21 protein-coding genes and 4 tRNA genes are annotated in these 17,223 nt (G+C 42.0%); 9 read left to right on the forward strand and 16 right to left on the reverse strand.

Translation table 11 applies throughout. The features are described from left to right. The 8 genes from AOG26_RS18965 to murB form a co-directional block, all read right to left on the reverse strand. A partial coding sequence (locus AOG26_RS18965; RefSeq protein ID WP_235523726.1) for a GTP-binding protein occupies window positions 1-248 on the reverse strand: 248 nt, incomplete at its 3' end. A gap of 136 nt (window positions 249-384) precedes the next feature. Continuing rightward, window positions 385-460: transfer RNA gene (locus tag AOG26_RS18970), tRNA-Thr, on the reverse strand. Window positions 461-473: 13 nt separating this feature from the next. After that, a tRNA-Gly gene (locus tag AOG26_RS18975) sits at window positions 474-548 on the reverse strand. Between the two features lie 44 nt (window positions 549-592). Next, window positions 593-677: transfer RNA gene (locus AOG26_RS18980), tRNA-Tyr, on the reverse strand. Window positions 678-717: 40 nt separating this feature from the next. Then, window positions 718-793, reverse strand: a tRNA-Thr gene (locus tag AOG26_RS18985). Window positions 794-910: 117 nt separating this feature from the next. After that, a complete protein-coding gene (locus AOG26_RS18990; RefSeq protein ID WP_054563911.1) occupies window positions 911-1,609 on the reverse strand; it encodes a type III pantothenate kinase in 699 nt (232 codons plus the stop codon). Next, window positions 1,606-2,598, reverse strand: coding sequence for a bifunctional biotin--[acetyl-CoA-carboxylase] ligase/biotin operon repressor BirA (birA, locus tag AOG26_RS18995; RefSeq protein WP_054563912.1), 993 nt, complete (start codon window positions 2,596-2,598; stop codon window positions 1,606-1,608). Before birA ends, AOG26_RS18990 begins: the two co-directional genes overlap by 4 nt. Beyond that, the gene (gene murB, locus AOG26_RS19000; RefSeq protein WP_054563913.1) at window positions 2,595-3,605 is read right to left on the reverse strand and encodes a UDP-N-acetylmuramate dehydrogenase; all 1,011 of its coding nucleotides are present in this window, start codon (window positions 3,603-3,605) and stop codon (window positions 2,595-2,597) included. Before murB ends, birA begins: the two co-directional genes overlap by 4 nt. A gap of 145 nt (window positions 3,606-3,750) precedes the next feature. On the opposite strand from murB, the gene AOG26_RS19005 reads away from it, so the two are divergent. Beyond that, window positions 3,751-5,595, forward strand: a complete 1,845-nt coding sequence (locus AOG26_RS19005) for a M1 family metallopeptidase (protein ID WP_054563914.1) — start codon at window positions 3,751-3,753, stop codon at window positions 5,593-5,595. Window positions 5,596-5,647: 52 nt separating this feature from the next. Here AOG26_RS19005 and AOG26_RS19010 read toward each other — a convergent pair whose 3' ends face one another. Next, window positions 5,648-6,277: a DUF2057 domain-containing protein gene (locus AOG26_RS19010; protein WP_054563915.1), complete on the reverse strand. Its 630-nt coding sequence runs from the start codon at window positions 6,275-6,277 to the stop codon at window positions 5,648-5,650. A gap of 105 nt (window positions 6,278-6,382) precedes the next feature. Between AOG26_RS19010 and AOG26_RS19015 the strand changes: the two genes are divergently transcribed. From AOG26_RS19015 to AOG26_RS19045, 8 genes are all read left to right on the forward strand, one after another. Continuing rightward, window positions 6,383-6,754: a histidine triad nucleotide-binding protein gene (locus AOG26_RS19015; protein ID WP_054563916.1), complete on the forward strand. Its 372-nt coding sequence runs from the start codon at window positions 6,383-6,385 to the stop codon at window positions 6,752-6,754. Between the two features lie 230 nt (window positions 6,755-6,984). After that, on the forward strand, window positions 6,985-7,641 hold the full coding sequence (locus AOG26_RS19020) for a helix-turn-helix transcriptional regulator (protein WP_054563917.1): 657 nt from the start codon (window positions 6,985-6,987) through the stop codon (window positions 7,639-7,641). Window positions 7,642-7,753: 112 nt separating this feature from the next. Then, entirely contained in the window at window positions 7,754-9,910 is a 2,157-nt protein-coding gene (locus AOG26_RS19025; protein WP_054563918.1) for an ATP-binding protein, read from the forward strand. A 237-nt stretch (window positions 9,911-10,147) separates the two neighbouring features. Beyond that, window positions 10,148-10,288: a DUF3149 domain-containing protein gene (locus AOG26_RS20755; protein WP_119852677.1), complete on the forward strand. Its 141-nt coding sequence runs from the start codon at window positions 10,148-10,150 to the stop codon at window positions 10,286-10,288. 142 nt (window positions 10,289-10,430) lie between these two features. Next, window positions 10,431-11,411, forward strand: coding sequence for a hydrolase (locus AOG26_RS19030; protein WP_054563919.1), 981 nt, complete (start codon window positions 10,431-10,433; stop codon window positions 11,409-11,411). Then, a complete protein-coding gene (locus AOG26_RS19035; RefSeq protein WP_054563920.1) occupies window positions 11,408-11,665 on the forward strand; it encodes a YheU family protein in 258 nt (85 codons plus the stop codon). Before AOG26_RS19030 ends, AOG26_RS19035 begins: the two co-directional genes overlap by 4 nt. Window positions 11,666-11,725: 60 nt before the next feature. Next, window positions 11,726-12,919 carry a dipeptidase gene (locus AOG26_RS19040; protein WP_054563921.1) on the forward strand — a complete coding sequence of 398 codons (1,194 nt, stop codon included), beginning with the start codon at window positions 11,726-11,728 and terminating at the stop codon, window positions 12,917-12,919. 129 nt (window positions 12,920-13,048) lie between these two features. Beyond that, entirely contained in the window at window positions 13,049-13,933 is an 885-nt protein-coding gene (locus AOG26_RS19045; protein WP_054563922.1) for a hypothetical protein, read from the forward strand. Window positions 13,934-14,164: 231 nt separating this feature from the next. Here AOG26_RS19045 and rpsQ read toward each other — a convergent pair whose 3' ends face one another. Genes rpsQ through rplB form a run of 7 tightly spaced genes read right to left on the reverse strand, consistent with a single transcriptional unit; the run spans window position 14,165 to window position 17,218 of the window. Continuing rightward, the gene (rpsQ, locus tag AOG26_RS19050; protein WP_054552372.1) at window positions 14,165-14,422 is read right to left on the reverse strand and encodes a 30S ribosomal protein S17; all 258 of its coding nucleotides are present in this window, start codon (window positions 14,420-14,422) and stop codon (window positions 14,165-14,167) included. After that, window positions 14,422-14,613, reverse strand: coding sequence for a 50S ribosomal protein L29 (rpmC, locus tag AOG26_RS19055; protein ID WP_054552371.1), 192 nt, complete (start codon window positions 14,611-14,613; stop codon window positions 14,422-14,424). The genes rpsQ and rpmC overlap by 1 nt, the downstream gene beginning before the upstream one ends. Next, entirely contained in the window at window positions 14,613-15,026 is a 414-nt protein-coding gene (gene rplP, locus AOG26_RS19060; protein WP_036974208.1) for a 50S ribosomal protein L16, read from the reverse strand. Before rplP ends, rpmC begins: the two co-directional genes overlap by 1 nt. 12 nt (window positions 15,027-15,038) lie before the next feature. Next, window positions 15,039-15,740, reverse strand: coding sequence for a 30S ribosomal protein S3 (rpsC, locus tag AOG26_RS19065; RefSeq protein WP_054552370.1), 702 nt, complete (start codon window positions 15,738-15,740; stop codon window positions 15,039-15,041). Between the two features lie 11 nt (window positions 15,741-15,751). After that, a complete protein-coding gene (rplV, locus tag AOG26_RS19070) occupies window positions 15,752-16,084 on the reverse strand; it encodes a 50S ribosomal protein L22 (protein WP_004588690.1) in 333 nt (110 codons plus the stop codon). A gap of 14 nt (window positions 16,085-16,098) precedes the next feature. Continuing rightward, window positions 16,099-16,377: a 30S ribosomal protein S19 gene (rpsS, locus tag AOG26_RS19075; RefSeq protein ID WP_010376377.1), complete on the reverse strand. Its 279-nt coding sequence runs from the start codon at window positions 16,375-16,377 to the stop codon at window positions 16,099-16,101. Between the two features lie 16 nt (window positions 16,378-16,393). After that, complete coding sequence (rplB, locus tag AOG26_RS19080; protein WP_054552369.1) at window positions 16,394-17,218, reverse strand: 50S ribosomal protein L2; 825 nt, start codon at window positions 17,216-17,218, stop codon at window positions 16,394-16,396. Window positions 17,219-17,223: the final 5 nt, after the last annotated feature.

Genomic DNA, 17,223 nt, shown 5'->3' on the forward strand with positions numbered 1-17,223 from the left:
GGACAGTCTACGTGTGCGTAGTGACGAGTTGGAGTATCGTACTCAACGTGTGAAGTTGAGATTGTGATACCACGCTCACGCTCTTCTGGAGCGTTATCGATTGATGCGAAGTCTTTAGCTACACCACCGTATACTTTTGCAAGTACGTTAGTGATTGCTGCTGTTAGAGTTGTTTTACCGTGGTCAACGTGGCCGATTGTACCAACGTTTACGTGCGGTTTTACGCGTTCAAACTTTTCTTTTGCCATGACGGAACCTATCAGTTTTGTGTATCTAGATTACATATGAAAATAATCCACCGAGGGTAGATTAATTTAATTTTTTCAAATTTCAAATAGTTTTTTCTGACAGATAAAGGAAGAAATTAAGATGAGTTCTCGATACTGGTGCTGATAGGCAGATTTGAACTGCCGACCTCACCCTTACCAAGGGTGCGCTCTACCAACTGAGCTATATCAGCAACACCAGAAGTCTGGAGCGGGCAGCGGGAATCGAACCCGCATCATCAGCTTGGAAGGCTGAGGTAATAGCCATTATACGATGCCCGCATAGGAACCTGTTCTTAAACTACCTCTAACCGTCAAGAATAAAGTGGTGGAGGGAGCTGGATTCGAACCAGCGAAGGCTGAGCCGTCAGATTTACAGTCTGATCCCTTTGGCCGCTCGGGAACCCCTCCACGAAAATTCTTTACTAAGTCACTTCCGGTAAAAGGAAAGTGGTGCCGACTATCCGAGTTGAACGGATGACCTACTGATTACAAGTCAGTTGCTCTACCAACTGAGCTAAGTCGGCACTGCTTTAGTACGGGGCGAGATTCTAAGGTAAGGTTTATTGTGATGCAACCATAAAATTAAAAAAAATGTGAATTTATGTGTTAAACGCTCACTATTCAGGCAAAAACCCGTATTTTTACTGCTTTATAGCTAATTCACGCCAATAATTCAGTCCTTTAAACACGAGCAAGCTGTCAAACTTAGCATCTATATATGTATCTGCTAACAATTTGCCATAACCACCAGCAAATAATAACTGACAACCCTGCTGGTTAAGATGTTGTTTTGCTTGCTCGATTGCACCAAGAGTAGCAACCATAGCGCCATTTTTTAGGCCATTTGGCGTATTACGCCCTAACTCAGTCGTAAATGGGGTTTGCTCATCATCAAACACGCGTTGCGTATTTTGGGTAAGTGATGAGGTCATTAAATCAAGGCCAGGTAAGATCCAGCCTCCTAGATGCGCGCCTTCTTTATTAAGCACATCAATTGTCGTTGCTGTACCGGCATCGATAATAATGCAGTTTTGCTCGGGATATTCTACATACGCAGCGATCACCGCGAGCCAGCGATCAATTCCTAGGTTTTGAAACTGCTGATAGGCACAAGTTAACGTAGCGAGTTTAGCTGTCACCTCTGCTTCAAAGTAAGGAACAGCATGTTGCTGCGCCTGTGCTAATAACGGTTTAAGTAGCTCTGTGCTACCTACGCAGGAATAGACCAGCTCTGTTATTTGTGACCAAGGTAAATTGCTGAGTTCACAGGTTTGGTAATCCTTGCCATCAAACAAAACGGCTTTAATTGCGGTATTACCAACATCCACTAATAGTTTCATAGCTCAGCCTTACGTAATGAAATTTCACCACCATAATAACTTTTCACTTCGCCATCTTGACGAATACGTACGCCACCTTGGTTATCAATCCCTTCACAAATACCACGCCAGCTACGATGACCCGTATTGAGCTCAACACACTCGCCAGCAAATGCATTTAATTGATTCCACTGTAGATACATATCGTTTAAACCTGATTGCTGATACTGGGCTAAGCGTTTTTCTAAATAAAAGCATAAATAGGCCACCAGCTTGTTTTTATCTAATCCCTGTACATGCTGGCTTAAATCAGTCCATGCCTGATCTATGTGTTGGCTAACACTTTCTGGCATATGTAAATTAATACCTATACCTATTACAAGCTGACAAGGCCCTTGTGGTTGGCCGTCAAGTTCAACTAATACGCCCGCTAATTTTTCACGGTTTAAGTAGATATCGTTTGGCCACTTAAGCTCTACATCCAATTGATATAAGGCTTTAAGCGTATCGTAAACAGCAAGCCCAACAGCAATAGATACCCCCATAGCAGCTTGCAAACCATCATCCAAACGCCAAAAATAACTAAAGTATAAGTTTGCACCAAATGGAGATTGCCAAACGCGCCCACGGCGCCCTCTTCCTGCTTGCTGCATTTCTGCAACTAATACACTTCCAGATGGCAGTGATACTTCTGTTTGCAAACGGCGCATTAACTCACTGTTGGTTGAGTCAATAATAGGCTGCACTTCAACATCCGCGGTGCTGCCACCTAACTCATTATAATGCTGACCAATTTTATCTTTGTTCAGTAAGCCTGCACTATTATTTAGGCAATACCCTTTACCCGTAACCTTAAATATATCGAGCCCCATCTCCTGCAAAGAGTGAATATGTTTACCCACTGCTGCACGGCTAATACCGAGCTGCTCGCCCAATTGCTGACCAGAAATAAAACCACCGGTATTTAGAGCTTGTAAAATAGCGAGCTTATTTCCATCTGGTGCTTTCATGATGAAGCTCCCAATTCAATGTGGCATTCATGTTCAGCATTGATCAGGCGTACTTCGTGCTGTAAAGCAATCTGATATTTATGCCAAACCTGTTGTTGTACATGCTTTACCATGGCAATTAAGTCACCACCTGTACTATTACCGTGGTTTACTAGCACTAACGCTTGCTGCTGATGCACTTCAATACCTGCGACCTTAAAGCCTTTTAACCCAGCTTGCTCAATCAACCACCCCGCCGCAACTTTATGATGCTCAGCATCCACAAAGTAATGAGGTAGCTCTGGGTACTGTTTTAAAAGTAACGCAAGTTGCTCATTCCTGATCACTGGGTTTTTGAAAAAACTGCCTGCATTTGCCAGTTCTCTGGGGTTTGGTAGTTTGCTATTTCTGGTTGTGATGATTTGCTCAAATACCTGCTGTGGAGAGGGTTCTGAAAGCTGTTGCAATGGTCCATAACTCAGAACTGGCTGCCATTTTTTAGGTAACAGCAACCCTACTTGGGTGATTACAGCTTTGTTCTTCAGTGCATGCTTGAAGATAGAGTCACGATAGCCAAATTGGCATTCGCCTTTAGTTAAGCGCTTTATGGTTTTGGTGGCAATATCAAAATATTCGACATAACTCACAAACTTTTCAAGCTCTACACCGTAAGCACCTATATTTTGCACTGGTGCAGCACCAACAGTCCCAGGTATTAAAGCAAGGTTTTCAAGCCCAGGCATATCATTAGCAATAGTCATAGCAACTAATTGGTGCCAGTTTTCTCCGGCTGCAATGTGCAATAAAAAGCCATCGCTTTGCTGCTCTATATCTATGCCCTTCGTATTCATGTGGATCACAGAACCTTGGTAGTCAGATAAAAACACCGTATTACTGCCTTCACCTAAAATACAAAATGGCCCAGAAAAGTCTGTGCTTAAAAGCTGATTCACTTCATCAATTTGATAAAAATGCTGGCATTGGCTTGGCAAAGAAAAGGTATGAAAAGATTGCAGGGACTGAGCCACAAAACGCCTCAAAGGTTACCGGTAACTAATCGCATTAGTGTAACCTATCGTCGCAAAATACGCATTAGATTGTAAAAATCACTCAACCCACTGCACTAATCATGTTATAAAACGGGCTCTTTTTCATTTCCGTTCCAGGGTTATTATGAAGTTTAAACCATTACTTTTAAGTCTTGCTATGGCCGGTGCTTGCTCTCAAGCAACTGCAGATGCAATCAGCCAGCACACTTACGCAAACTTAGATGACGTAACAACCACTCACCTACTACTAGATTTAGATGTTGATTTTGATGACAAACAACTAGAAGGTTTTGTTGAGCACACGCTAGATTGGCACAATGCAACAAGCAAAACACTGGTGCTTGATACTCGCGATTTAGATATCGAAAAAGTAATGTATCAAGATCAAAAAGGCAGCTGGCACAAAGCTGACTTCACCCTTGCTGCACGTGATGACGTGAAGGGCTCAAAATTAACAATTAAATTTAAAAGCCAAGCAGTTAAAGCACGTATTTACTACAACAGCCGTCCAGAAGCTTCAGGTTTACAGTGGTTAACGCCAGAGCAAACAGCCAGTAAATCACACCCATTTATGTACAGCCAATCACAAGCAATTCATGCTCGTAGTTGGATCCCAGTACAAGATACGCCAGCAATGCGTGTAACCTACTCGGCACGTATTCACACTCCTAAAGACATTCGTGCGGTGATGAGTGCTGATAACAAAGATGCACTTTATAAGGACGGCGATTACCTATTTAATATGCCACAACCAATTTCGCCATACTTAATCGCAATTGGTGCAGGTAATTTAGAATTCAAAGCCATGTCTAAGCAAACGGGTATCTTTGCTGAGCCAACAATTTTAGATGCATCAGTTGCTGAGTTTAACGACACACAAGCGATGATCGATAAAACTAACGCGATGTATGGCGAATACGCATGGGGTCGTTATGACTTATTAATGCTACCGCCAAGCTTCCCATTTGGTGGCATGGAAAACCCACGTTTATCATTCATCACACCAACGGTTGTTGCTGGCGATAAAAGCTTAGTAAACCTAATTGCTCACGAGCTTGCTCACTCTTGGTCTGGTAACTTAGTAACCAATGCGACTTGGGAAGATTTATGGCTAAATGAAGGTTTCACGTCTTACGTTGAAAACCGCATTATGGAAGAAGTGTTTGGCCGTGACCGTGCCGTTATGGAGCAAGCGCTTGATGCTGCCGGCTTACGTGCATTACTTAAAACTCTACCAGCACCAGATACGCGTCTTAACTTAAAACTTAATGGCCGCGATCCTGATGATGCATTTAGCTCAGTGCCTTACACTAAAGGTCAGCTTTTCTTAATCTATCTAGAAAACAAATTTGGCCGTGATAAGTTTGACCCATTCGTAAAGGGTTACTTTGACCAATTTGCGTTTAAGTCTCTTACAACAGCGCAATTTGTTACTTACTTAAAAGCTAACTTGATCGACAAATACCCAGGCGTTGTGAGCATGGATAAAGTTAATGAGTGGATCTTTGAGCCTGGTTTACCAAGCGATGCTCCTAACCCAACGTCTGATGCCTTCGATAAAGTTGATGCTGTAACCAAAACATGGTTAAACGGTGAGATCAGTGCAGCCCAGTTACCAACAGCGGATTGGTCAGTTCACGAGTGGCTACACTTTTTGAATAACCTACCTCGCGATTTAAGCATCGAAAAAATGACTGAACTTGATAATCAATTCAACCTAACACAGTCAACTAATGCAGAGCGTGCTTTCGCATGGTTTATGCTAGCGGTAGGTAATGGTTATCAACCAATTTACCCAGCGCTTGATGAACACCTATCAGGCATCGGTCGTCGTAAATTAATTGTGCCACTCTATAAAGCACTTATTAAAAACGGTAAAAAAGACTGGGCGCATGATGTGTACTTAAAAGCACGTCCGGGTTACCACCCACTCGCACAAGGTACTGTTGACGACTTATTTGCAAAGTAAGTCATCAAACACAAAAAAGGCGCTGCAATCAGCGCCTTTTTTAATTATTTTATTAGTTACTTACTTTTTGTAAGAACGCACGGCGCTCTTCAGGGCTTGCTTGTTGCCACCAAAACTCAAGCATCGCAGCCGCACTTGGCATATTTTTCAAACCCGCTTGTCCGCCGGGTACTTTTGCAGGCAATGTGACAGGGATTGCAGTCGCAGGTTTGTTGCTTGTACTTGTAGCAGCAACTGGGGCACTGGCTACAGCTTGTACAGGCGCGCTAGCTGCACGATAGCTAACTATCGATAGCGGCACAGCAAGTTCACTGCCCTTGGCTTTTAAGCTTACTTGCGGTGATTCAGCAAACACTTCTGCCGCAACAGCATTACTGGCACGATTAAACACTAGGTCATAGTCTTTGCCACTCTCTACCGTAAGCTCAACCCAAAATGGCTCTGACTCAACAACTTGATGGTCATCATAACCTTGCTCGTAAAGATCGGTATATTTCATCTTTACTTGGTACGTACCAGGAGCAAGCTCAACATCGTCAACACGACTGAAAAACGACTGTTCAATTAGGCGCTCTCCAACTTGTAAGGGTACAAACTCTTCGGGAAAGTGAATAGTCTCAGCTACACTGCTGAAACTATTAAATAGCATTAACGCACTACTCAGTAATACTAACTTACGCATGTTCACTCCTTGGTTGTTCAACTTGCGGCAGTTTCAGTTTGACACTGCAAATAAAGTTTGTCATTAGTGGGCGGTCATTTAACCACATTTATAAGAGAGCTAAGTATGAGCCAAGAGACTATTTTTACAAAGATTATTAACCGAGAGATCCCAGCTGATATTGTTTATGAGGACGATCTATCTTTAGCTTTTAAAGATATTAACCCACAAGCCCCTTTTCATGTGCTGATCATCCCAAAAACGCCAATAGCGACGATTAATGATGTTACGGAAGAAAACTCAGCTTTAGTCGGTCACTTATATGTAGTTGCTGCAAAACTCGCTAAACAATTTGGCTTTAGTGAAGACGGATTTCGCGTCGTAATGAACTGTAATGACCACGGCGGACAAACTGTGTACCATATACACCTACACATGTTAGCAGGTAAAGAAATGGGCTGGCCTCCATATCAGGACAAGAAAAAAACAGCAATCTAATACTTTGATATGTAAACAAGTGTAAAAAGTAGCACAAACATATTGTTTTTGGCTATAATAAATATATATCAGTTAGTTAACATATTGCGATTAGTTAACTAACTGTAATTTTTGACACAAAACAGACACAAACTGTACTTTTCCTGCACAACTCTCAGAAATTTCTAATACGAAAGGGGTGGATTGCGTGATAGGATTTAACTGTCAACTTTATTCAAGAGTGTATATATATGAGTAGTTCAGCCTTTTTATTATTAGATCCAGAGCCAATTAACACTATTGGCATTAACGTATTAGAGCCATTGTTAAAAACACAAGGACTAGCAGTGACATCTGGTACTGATATCTCTGAAGTACCAGAAGGAACACGCTTGTTATTTATTGAAACGTCAAGCACAGATCCGTGGGGCAAGTTAAAAGAGCAGCTAGTTAATTTACGATTAAAATGCGATATCGTGCTGTTTAACCTAGATGAAAATCCTGAACTTGCAAACCGTGCTCTATTAAGTGGTATTCGTGGTGTGTTTTACACAACAGATAATGCAGATGTGTTAATGAAAGGCATTCGTTTATTACTTGAAGATCAACTATGGTATCGCCGCGACATCATGTGTAATGCATTAAATCGTATGTTGCAGTTCAATAAAGACGCACTCCACAAATTGACAGATGGTGACATCGAACCGGTTAAACTTACTAAACGTGAAAAAGCAATTATCTCATTAATGAGTAAAGGTTCGAAAAATAAAGAAATTGCTGAAGACTTAAGCATCAGCCCACATACAGTTAAAACTCACTTATATAGTGCATTTAGAAAAACTAAATGTCGTAACCGTATCGAGCTATTGTCTTGGGCACAGCAGAATATTCCAGACGAAATTCGCTAAACTAAACATCCTACAAGTTAAAACAGACGCAGCCGCGTCTGTTTTTGTTTCTGGTTGCTAAACACTGTAATTGACTTTATGCTCAAACTGATTGCAAAACATCGGAAATACAATGCTCGACTCAGCCACTTTATATTATGCCAGTGCTGCCATGATGGCAGTAATGACTCTTCTTAATTACCTTACATGGCGAACCAATAATAATACTCCGGGCACCTTACTCTATATTTTCTATCCTCTAGTGATGTTTGCATCGGTAATGAGTTTTGCACTGCATGGTCATATCAATAATATTGCCAGTGTTGCTATCGCGAACACCTTACTCTTTAGTGCTTCCATTATTCATGTACTCGCGATTTGCCAATTTTTAAATGCCAAATGCGTTGGTTTTAAAACCTTTGTTGCGATAACGGTGGTGCTCGCGATTACCATGATTTACCTTGCCACTGATAGCGCAGAGTTACGTAGTCGAATTTTGGTTTCTGATCTTCAGCATATAGTTGAAGCTTTGTTTTTACTGGCATTATTTATTCGAAATGGCCGTAAAAGTTACCCTAATGGCAGTATTGTCTACATTTTAATTCTCAGCATTATTCTGGCTATATTTACAGGCCGAACCTTAATGATGGGAGATGTCACAACAGCAAGCTTATTGTCAGCGGATTGGTTTAGTATCACTTTATTTATTAATGGTGTTATTGCGCCGATGTTTTATGCAACTGGTATGGCACTATTATGTAATGAACGCCGCGAACAAAACCTCAATCAGTTAGCAGAAAAAGCTCATAAAGACTTAGAAATTCGTGGTTTATTCCTATCAACTATCAGCCATGAAATACGTACGCCGTTAAATGGCATTTTGGGTAGTGCACAGCTAATCATGAACCAGTCGAGTGACCCACGTGACAAACCTTATTGTGAAGCAATAATTAACTCAGCTGAGTCGCTAAACTTACTGGTCGATAAAGTACTCGATTACGCCAGCCTTGATCAGCGTGATGAAGCGCTCTACGAAGAAGACGTCGAGTTTAAAACCTGGCTCAATAACCTGTGCCTTTTACTCAGCCCTTTAGCAGAGCAAAAACATTTAAAGTTTGAACTTATATACAACTTGCCCGATCAAGCATGTTATTACTGCGACCAACAAAAACTCAGACAAGTTATTATTAACTTAGTAGGTAATGCGATTAAATTTACCGACCAAGGTGCAGTCAAAATCCAAGTAAAACTGCTCAATGAAGGGCAATTAGATCACCTTGTTCGTATCAGCGTCATAGATTCTGGGCCTGGTATTGAAGATGAAGAAATTGCATACCTAACAGAACCTTATGTTCAAAGCAGCGCAGGTAAAGAAAAAGGTGGTACAGGCCTTGGCTTAGCAATCACCAGCCGTTTACTGGAAAAGTTAGGCAGCAAGCTCAATATTGAGAGTGAACTTAATAAAGGCAGTACTTTCAGCTTTGATATTCCGCTTGCCATTGGTGAGCTTAGTCTTGTTGAGCAGCGCCACCAATCAAAAGATTATGTTACTGGCCTAGACGTGTTATTAGTTGAAGACCTCGACTTAAACCAAAAAATTGCCATTGAATTTATGGCCGATGACGAGCACAAGATTAAGCTTGCAAAAGATGGTACTAGTGCCATTGAACTAATGCAAAAACATCACTTTGATGTGGTATTACTCGATATGAATTTGCCTGATTTAACAGGCCAAGAAGTGCTAAAAAAGCTAAAAAATATCGACCATTTAAACCAGCGAACCCCGGTGTTAGCGTTCACCGCGAGCCTTAGCCCTGATGAAATAAAAGAATACTTAGCACTTGGTATCAAAGACATTGTTGGCAAACCAATTAAGCAACAAAAACTACGCCAAGCACTTAGTGATTCACAAAGTAATCAAGCAGCAAGCATTGCTGTTGAGCTGCGCGATACACTCTATGATGAAACAGCCGCAGCGACTCTTGTCAGCTCATTCAGTGAAGATGAAGTGTCATCGATTTACAACGAGTTTGTATTGTCAGCCAGAAACAAACTGATCCGCTGCCAACAGCTCGTCGAGGATGATAAAGAGCAGTGCATCAAGCTACTGCACCGCCAAGCCAGCACGGCTTTACAACTAGGCTTTAACCGCTATGGTTTAGAACTTAAGAAAATCGAGCGTAAACTGCTCGACAACAAGCCTTTAAAGGAATCACTAACCGACGCATTAGTCCTATGGCAAGAAAGCCTACAAGCCTACTTAAAGCATGTTAGAAGTGAGTTAGCATAGGAGCTCCTAGCTCCTAGCGAGACTAATCCCTATTAGCCTCAAGCAAGCGACATTTGTCATATGCGTAGAAATTCCCCTCTCTCGCATGTCTGAAAGCTCCGAACTCCCCAAATAAATTTGATCCAAATCAACTATTAAATCGCCTTATTTCGCATCAGGAAAATAGCTTGATCTGGATCATATCAGCCGCCCTCAAGCCAGCCTATGATTAACTCATAGACATTAGGAGGCACAACCATGAACGTATTCTTCAGAGATTTTTTTAGCGACCCAGTTTTATTTATGTCATTCGGCATTTTGGCTGTTGTTATCGTTTTATGCCTTTTCTATGTTGGTTTCTTTATTAAGAAAATACACGACGCAGAAGTTCCTAAGTAAGAATTAAGCACGACGCACAAAGCCCCTATCCAATTTATTGTTTAGGGGCTTTTTATTTGCAGCTAGCTAAAATCTTGTAGCGGTTCTCAAAAAGCAAAAACTTGCTACAATAGGCGCTTATTTTGTTTCGAAAGTGTCAGCTATGTTACCTGAGTTTAAGCCTGCGTGGTGGATGCGCAATCGCCATTTACAAACCATAATGCCGCGCTTTTTTCGCCCTTTTCATAATACCCGCTACGACTTATCGACAATCGATACTCCAGATGGTGACTTTTTAGAACTGGCTTGGGCAACACCTCATAACGAGCAAGCACCCCTCGCTATTGTATTGCATGGTTTAGAAGGTAATATAAACAGCTTTTATGCTAAAGGCATGATGAAAAAGCTTAAACAACAAGGCTTTGCTGTTGTATTGATGCATTTTCGAAACTGCTCGCGCGAAGTTAACCGTTTAGCACGTGCTTATCACAGCGGTGAAACAGAAGACCTGCGCTTTTTCATCAACCACCTTAAGAGTAAATTTCCAAAACGTCCGTTATTTGCCGTGGGCTTTTCGTTAGGTGGTAATGTACTGGCAAAGTATTTAGGTGAGCAAGGTACTAAATCGAACTTAACAGGCGCAGCCGTTGTGTCTGCGCCATTTGACTTGTCATCATCTTGTGAAGTAATTCGCAAAAGCTTAGGCAAGATTTATCAAAAGTATTTGCTCGACCGTATGAAAAAGTCGATGCAAAGAAAGCTGCCACAAATCGAACAGCAAATTAGCCTAACGCCAGAAAAACTTATGGCGATTGATGACTTATGGCAATTCGATAATATGCTCACGGCACCATTGCACGGCTTTGCCGGTGCTGAAGATTACTATCAGCAAGCGAGTGCAAAACCATTTTTAAAAAGCATTGCAACACCTACGCTGATTGTGCACGCCAAAGATGACCCGATGTTATCAATAAAAGCCGTGCCAGATAGCTTAGATGTAAGTGAACATGTTACGCTGCGCATCTCAGAACAAGGAGGCCATGTCGGATTTATTAGCGGTAAAAACCCTTTTAAGCCCGAATATTGGCTTGAACGAATTGTTCCTGAGTATTTTCAACAATTAGTTAAAAAAGAGCAGTTATGATCATTCCCCACGAACGCCTCGATAAAGAGACTCTGTATAATTTAATCGAAAGTTATGTTTTACGTGAAGGCACTGATTACGGCGAACAAGAATTTAGCATTGAAAGCAAAGTAGCGCAGGTTCATCAACAGCTTAAAAATGGTGAAGCCATGGTGTTTTTTTCTGAGTTACATGAGTCAGTTACGATTATATCCAAAGCTGAATTCGTTGCTCTACAAGCAGATCCAGAGTACCAAGCGTCGTTTAACGACTAAACTTGTAAGTTACACTGTAACCCTTCACAATGGCTTTTTAACTTAAAGAGCCATTAAAAAATGAAAAAACTAAGCTCACTGGTTGCCGCAGTTTCTTTGGCCTTAATTGGTCAAGCAAATGCAGATCAGGTTACTGCATCAGATAAAGCCATTAAACTGGCAAAAGACACTATTTTAATCGATACCCATATCGATGTGCCTTACCGTATTCATAACAAGTGGGCTGACGTAACCAAAGCTACAAGCGACGGTGACTTTGATTATCCGCGTGCTGTGCAAGGTGGTTTGAACGCTCCTTTCATGTCAATTTACATTCCTGCAAACCTAGAATTTGAAGGCAAAGGTAAAAGCTATCAATTAGCAAATCAGCTAATCGATTCTATGGAAGCGATTGTGCAACGCGCACCAAGTAAATTCGCTATTGCTGACTCAACTGCCGATATTAAAGAGCAATTTAAACAAGGCAAAATGTCGATTGCTATGGGCATGGAAAACGGCTCACCTATCGAAGGCGACATTAAAAACCTTAAGCATTTTTATGAGCGTGGCGTGCGTTACATCACGCTAGCTCACTCACAGAGCAACCACATTTCTGATTCATCTTATGACATCCGTCGTAAGTGGAAAGGCCTGAGCCCGTTCGGTAAAGAGCTAGTAAAAGAAATGAACAACATTGGTATGCTGGTTGATGTATCGCATATTTCTGATGATGCGTTTTACCAAGTGATGGAAATCTCGAAAGTACCCGTGATTGCTTCACACTCGTCACTGCGTAAATACACCCCTGGCTTTGAGCGTAATATGAATGACGACATGCTGTTAGCTCTTAAAAAGAATGGTGGTGTTATTCAAATTAACTTCGGTTCAAGCTTTGTTACAGCAAAAGCAGGCTCTTGGTACGATCAACTTAAATCAGCAAAGGCTGAAAAGAAAAAAGACGGTACTAAGCTAAGCAAAGATTTTGATGCTGCTTATCGCGCTAAAAACCCGTTTCCATTTGCAAGCTTAGAACAAGTACTTGATCACATTGACCATGTAGTTGAGCTAATTGGCATCGATTATGTGGGTATTGGCTCAGATTACGATGGTGTAGGCGACTCTCTACCTACTGGCTTAAAAGATGTATCTAGCTATCCTAACCTTGTGCAAGGTCTAATGGACCGTGGTTATAGTGATAAAGACATCAAAAAGATTTTAAGTGGCAATATGCTACGTGTATGGCAACAAGCTGAAGCATACGCAAAAGCCCATTAATCGACACAAACTCCATTTAAAAGCGCAGCTAACTAGCTGCGCTTTTTGTTTTTATCATTATAAGTAATTGATAATACAAATAGCTTGTTTTAATCTGCTGATATTACAAAGCAACTTGGATGATGTGATATGTCAACTTGGCAAGGGAATACTGCGCTGGCATTTGCAAGCATTGCACTTGGCTTATCAATTTATAGCTATACAAAAGTAAACTCGACTGACAAGCCTGTAGTTATTCAGCAAGCAAAACCTAACTTAAAAAAGTTAACCATTCCAGAGCAAGACAGAGAAAATCTAGTTGCCTTACATGGCTATATTTTAGATCTCGAAACACGCATTCACGAGCTTGAAAATCAAGCGCCAACAATTGATCCTGAGCGACTTGCCTCATTAGTTAAACAAGCAATGGAACAGCAAGAAAAAGAGCGACGAGTCGAAATTGAGAGAAGAAATCCAGCGCTTGGCTGGCTAAGTAATTTACCTGATGACTACCGCGAACGCATCAAAGCAGACCCACAATATGCCGACAGCTCAATAAATGAAGCTCTTGCCACCTTACTCAATTTGAGTAAGTCCGAAAATGAGCGCTTAGCAGCCTACGGGCAACTAAAAATGACCCTAAGCATGCTCAGACGCGACTTGGACGACAGCCAAGCAAATGCAGTAATCGATGCCATGATAAGCATTAGCGAATACACCAATGACCCTAAGATTCGTGTCAGTACTTTAGAGAATTTATCTCGCCAAAATAACGTATCGCCTAAGCTCGCTGAGCATTTTCAAAAGCTGTTACAAACTGACGATAATGATTATGTTCGCAATATTTCTGCCACAGCCCTCATTGGCCAATTTTTCCGTGCCACAAGAGACGGCAACAATAGTTATGCCAGTGATTTAGCAGAACGCATTACCGCTCTTGAAAATAGTAGCAATACAAAAGTTGCCGAAATCATGGCTGAAAATCTAAAAGGCCCACGGTTAAGAGAAGAGCTAGATAAAGCGTTGGGGAAATGATTGAAGGTGCTAGGTGCTAGGTGCTAGGTGCTAGGTGCTAGGTGCTAGGTGCTAGGTGCTAGGACAAACTAAATCCTGTTTACTCTCAAGCAACTATTAGTTTTTGTAAACCGAAAGAAAACAACCCGCTCAATCTACTTAAAACTTATAGCTTAAAGCTTCCAACTGTTTTTAAAAACAAAAAGCCCCAGCAGATGCCGGGGCTTTTTAGTAAGGAAACTTAATTAAAAATTAAGCTTTCTTTGGACGCTCAACAACGTCTACTAAAGTCCAAGACTTAGTCTTAGAAATAGGAGCACACTCAGAAATAGTAACTACGTCACCAGTTTGAGCTGTGTTGTTTTCGTCATGTACGTGTAGTTTAGTCGTACGTTTGATGAATTTTCCATATACTGGATGCTTCACGTAACGTGCGATAGCAACAGTGAAAGATTTATCCATCTTGTCGCTGATTACACGGCCTTGAAGAGTACGGATTTTATCGCTCATTATTGACCTGCCTTCTGGTTAATAACTGTTTTTACACGCGCGATATCGCGACGTACTGTTCTTAGCGTGTGTGTCTGAGCTAACTGACCAGTGCTTGCTTGCATGCGCAGGTTGAACTGCTCACGAAGAAGTCCTAGAAGTTCAGCATTTAGCTCTTCTACGCTTTTGTCTTTTAGTTCGCTAGCTTTCATTACATCACCGTCCGAGTTACGAAAGTTGTTGTGAATGGTAATTTACGCGCTGCAAGGTTAAATGCTTCACGAGCAAGCTCTTCAGAAACACCTTCCATTTCGTAAAGTACTTTACCAGGTTGAATTTCAGCAACCCAATATTCAACAGAACCTTTACCTTTACCCATACGAACTTCTAATGGTTTGTTCGTAATTGGCTTATCTGGGAATACACGAATCCAGATTTTACCTTGACGCTTTACGTGACGTGTCATAGCACGACGAGCTGCTTCGATTTGACGAGCAGTCATACGGCCACGGCCAGTAGCTTTCAAACCGAAAGTACCGAAGCTTACTTTGTTACCGTTTTGCGCTAAACCGCGGTTGCGGCCTTTGTGCATTTTACGGAATTTTGTACGTTTTGGCTGTAACATTACTCGCTACCTCTACTTAGCACTTTTTTTGGCTTTCTTTGGCGCGCGTTTAGCTGGCTTCTCTTGCTCTTGTACTAGTGGTAAACCACCAATAACTTCGCCTTTGAAGATCCAAACTTTAACACCAATGATACCATAAGTGGTTAAGGCTTCAGAAGTTGCGTAGTCGATATCAGCACGAAGAGTATGTAGAGGTACACGACCTTCACGATACCATTCTGAACGTGCGATCTCAGCACCGCCAAGACGACCGCTAACTTCAACTTTGATACCCTTTGCACCAATGCGCATTGCATTTTGTACCGAACGCTTCATAGCGCGACGGAACATAACACGACGCTCTAGCTGTGACGCAATACCGTCAGCTACTAGTTGTGCATCAAGTTCAGGCTTACGAACTTCAGCGATATTAATCTGAGCCGGAACACCTGCAATCTTAGTTACTGCTTGACGTAGTTTTTCAACGTCTTCGCCTTTTTTACCGATAACAACACCAGGACGAGCTGTGTGAATTGTTACACGGATAGATTTAGCTGGACGCTCGATAACGATTTTAGACACAGAAGCCGCTTTTAATTCCTTAGTAAGGAAAGTACGTACTTTGTGATCGCCAAAAAGCTGATCAGAGAAATCTTTTGAATTCGCGTACCAGGTAGAAACCCAAGGTTTAGAGATACCTAGGCGAATACCAGTAGGATGAACTTTTTGTCCCATTACTTATACTCCTAGCTATCTGAAACCACAACAGTGATGTGGCTTGTACGCTTAAGGATGCGGTCTGCGCGTCCTTTAGCACGTGGCATAATACGCTTCATTGTTGGACCATCGTCCACAAAGATCGTAGTTACACGAAGCTCATCAATGTCAGCACCTTCGTTATGCTCTGCGTTAGCAATAGCAGACTCAAGTACTTTTTTAACTAATACAGCCGCTTTTTTAGGGCTGTACGCCAGGATTTCTAGAGCGCGATCAACCGGAAGTCCGCGGATCTGATCTGCAACTAGACGTGCTTTTTGCGCCGAACCAGAGGCGAATTTATGTTTAGCTAATGCTTGCATTTATCATTCCCCTCTTAACGTTTCTTCGCTTTCTTATCCGCAGCGTGACCGCGGTAAGTACGAGTTGGTGCAAATTCACCTAGTTTGTGACCGATCATTTCGTCTGTGATGAACACAGGAACGTGCTGACGACCATTATGGACAGCGATGGTCAATCCGATCATGTTAGGTATGATCATTGAACGACGGCTCCAAGTTTTAATTGGCTTCTTGTCACCGCTTTCCAACGCTTTCTCTACCTTCTTCAGCAAGTGTAGGTCAATAAAAGGACCTTTCTTGAGAGAACGTGGCATGGCTATTCCTCAACTATTATTTAGTACGACGACGTACGATAAATTTATCAGTACGCTTGTTCTTACGTGTCTTAGCACCTTTAGTCGGCTTACCCCATGGAGACACAGGATGACGACCACCAGATGTACGACCTTCACCACCACCGTGCGGGTGATCTACCGGGTTCATGGCAACACCACGAACTGTCGGACGGATACCACGCCAGCGATTTGCACCAGCTTTACCTAGTGAACGAAGCATATGCTCAGCATTGCCTACTTCACCAAGTGTTGCGCGACAGTCAGCTGGAACTTTACGAACTTCGCCAGAACGAAGACGTAGAGTTACGTATTGACCTTCACGAGCAAGGATTTGAACGTATGCACCAGCAGAACGTGCGATTTGCGCGCCTTTACCTGGTTTTAATTCTACGTTGTGAACAGTCGAACCTACAGGCATGTTACGCATTGGTAACGTGTTACCAGCTTTGATTGGTGCATCAATACCAGATTGGATTGAATCACCAGCTTTTAAGCCTTTAGGTGCAATAATGTAACGACGCTCACCGTCTGCATATAATACAAGAGCGATGTTTGCGCTACGGTTTGGATCATACTCTAGACGCTCAACAACAGCTGGAATGCCATCTTTAGTGCGTTTAAAGTCGATTACACGGTAATGATGCTTATGACCACCACCGATGTGACGAACCGTGATACGACCTTTGTTATTACGACCACCAGACTTAGAGTTTTTCTCTAGTAGTGGTGCGTAAGGTTTACCCTTATGTAGATCTGGGTTAACCACTTTAACCAGGTGACGACGACCCGCAGAAGTTGGTTTACACTTTTGAAGTGCCATAATTC

The organism is Pseudoalteromonas sp. UCD-33C, from assembly GCF_001306895.1.
Classification (GTDB): Bacteria; Pseudomonadota; Gammaproteobacteria; order Enterobacterales; family Alteromonadaceae; genus Pseudoalteromonas.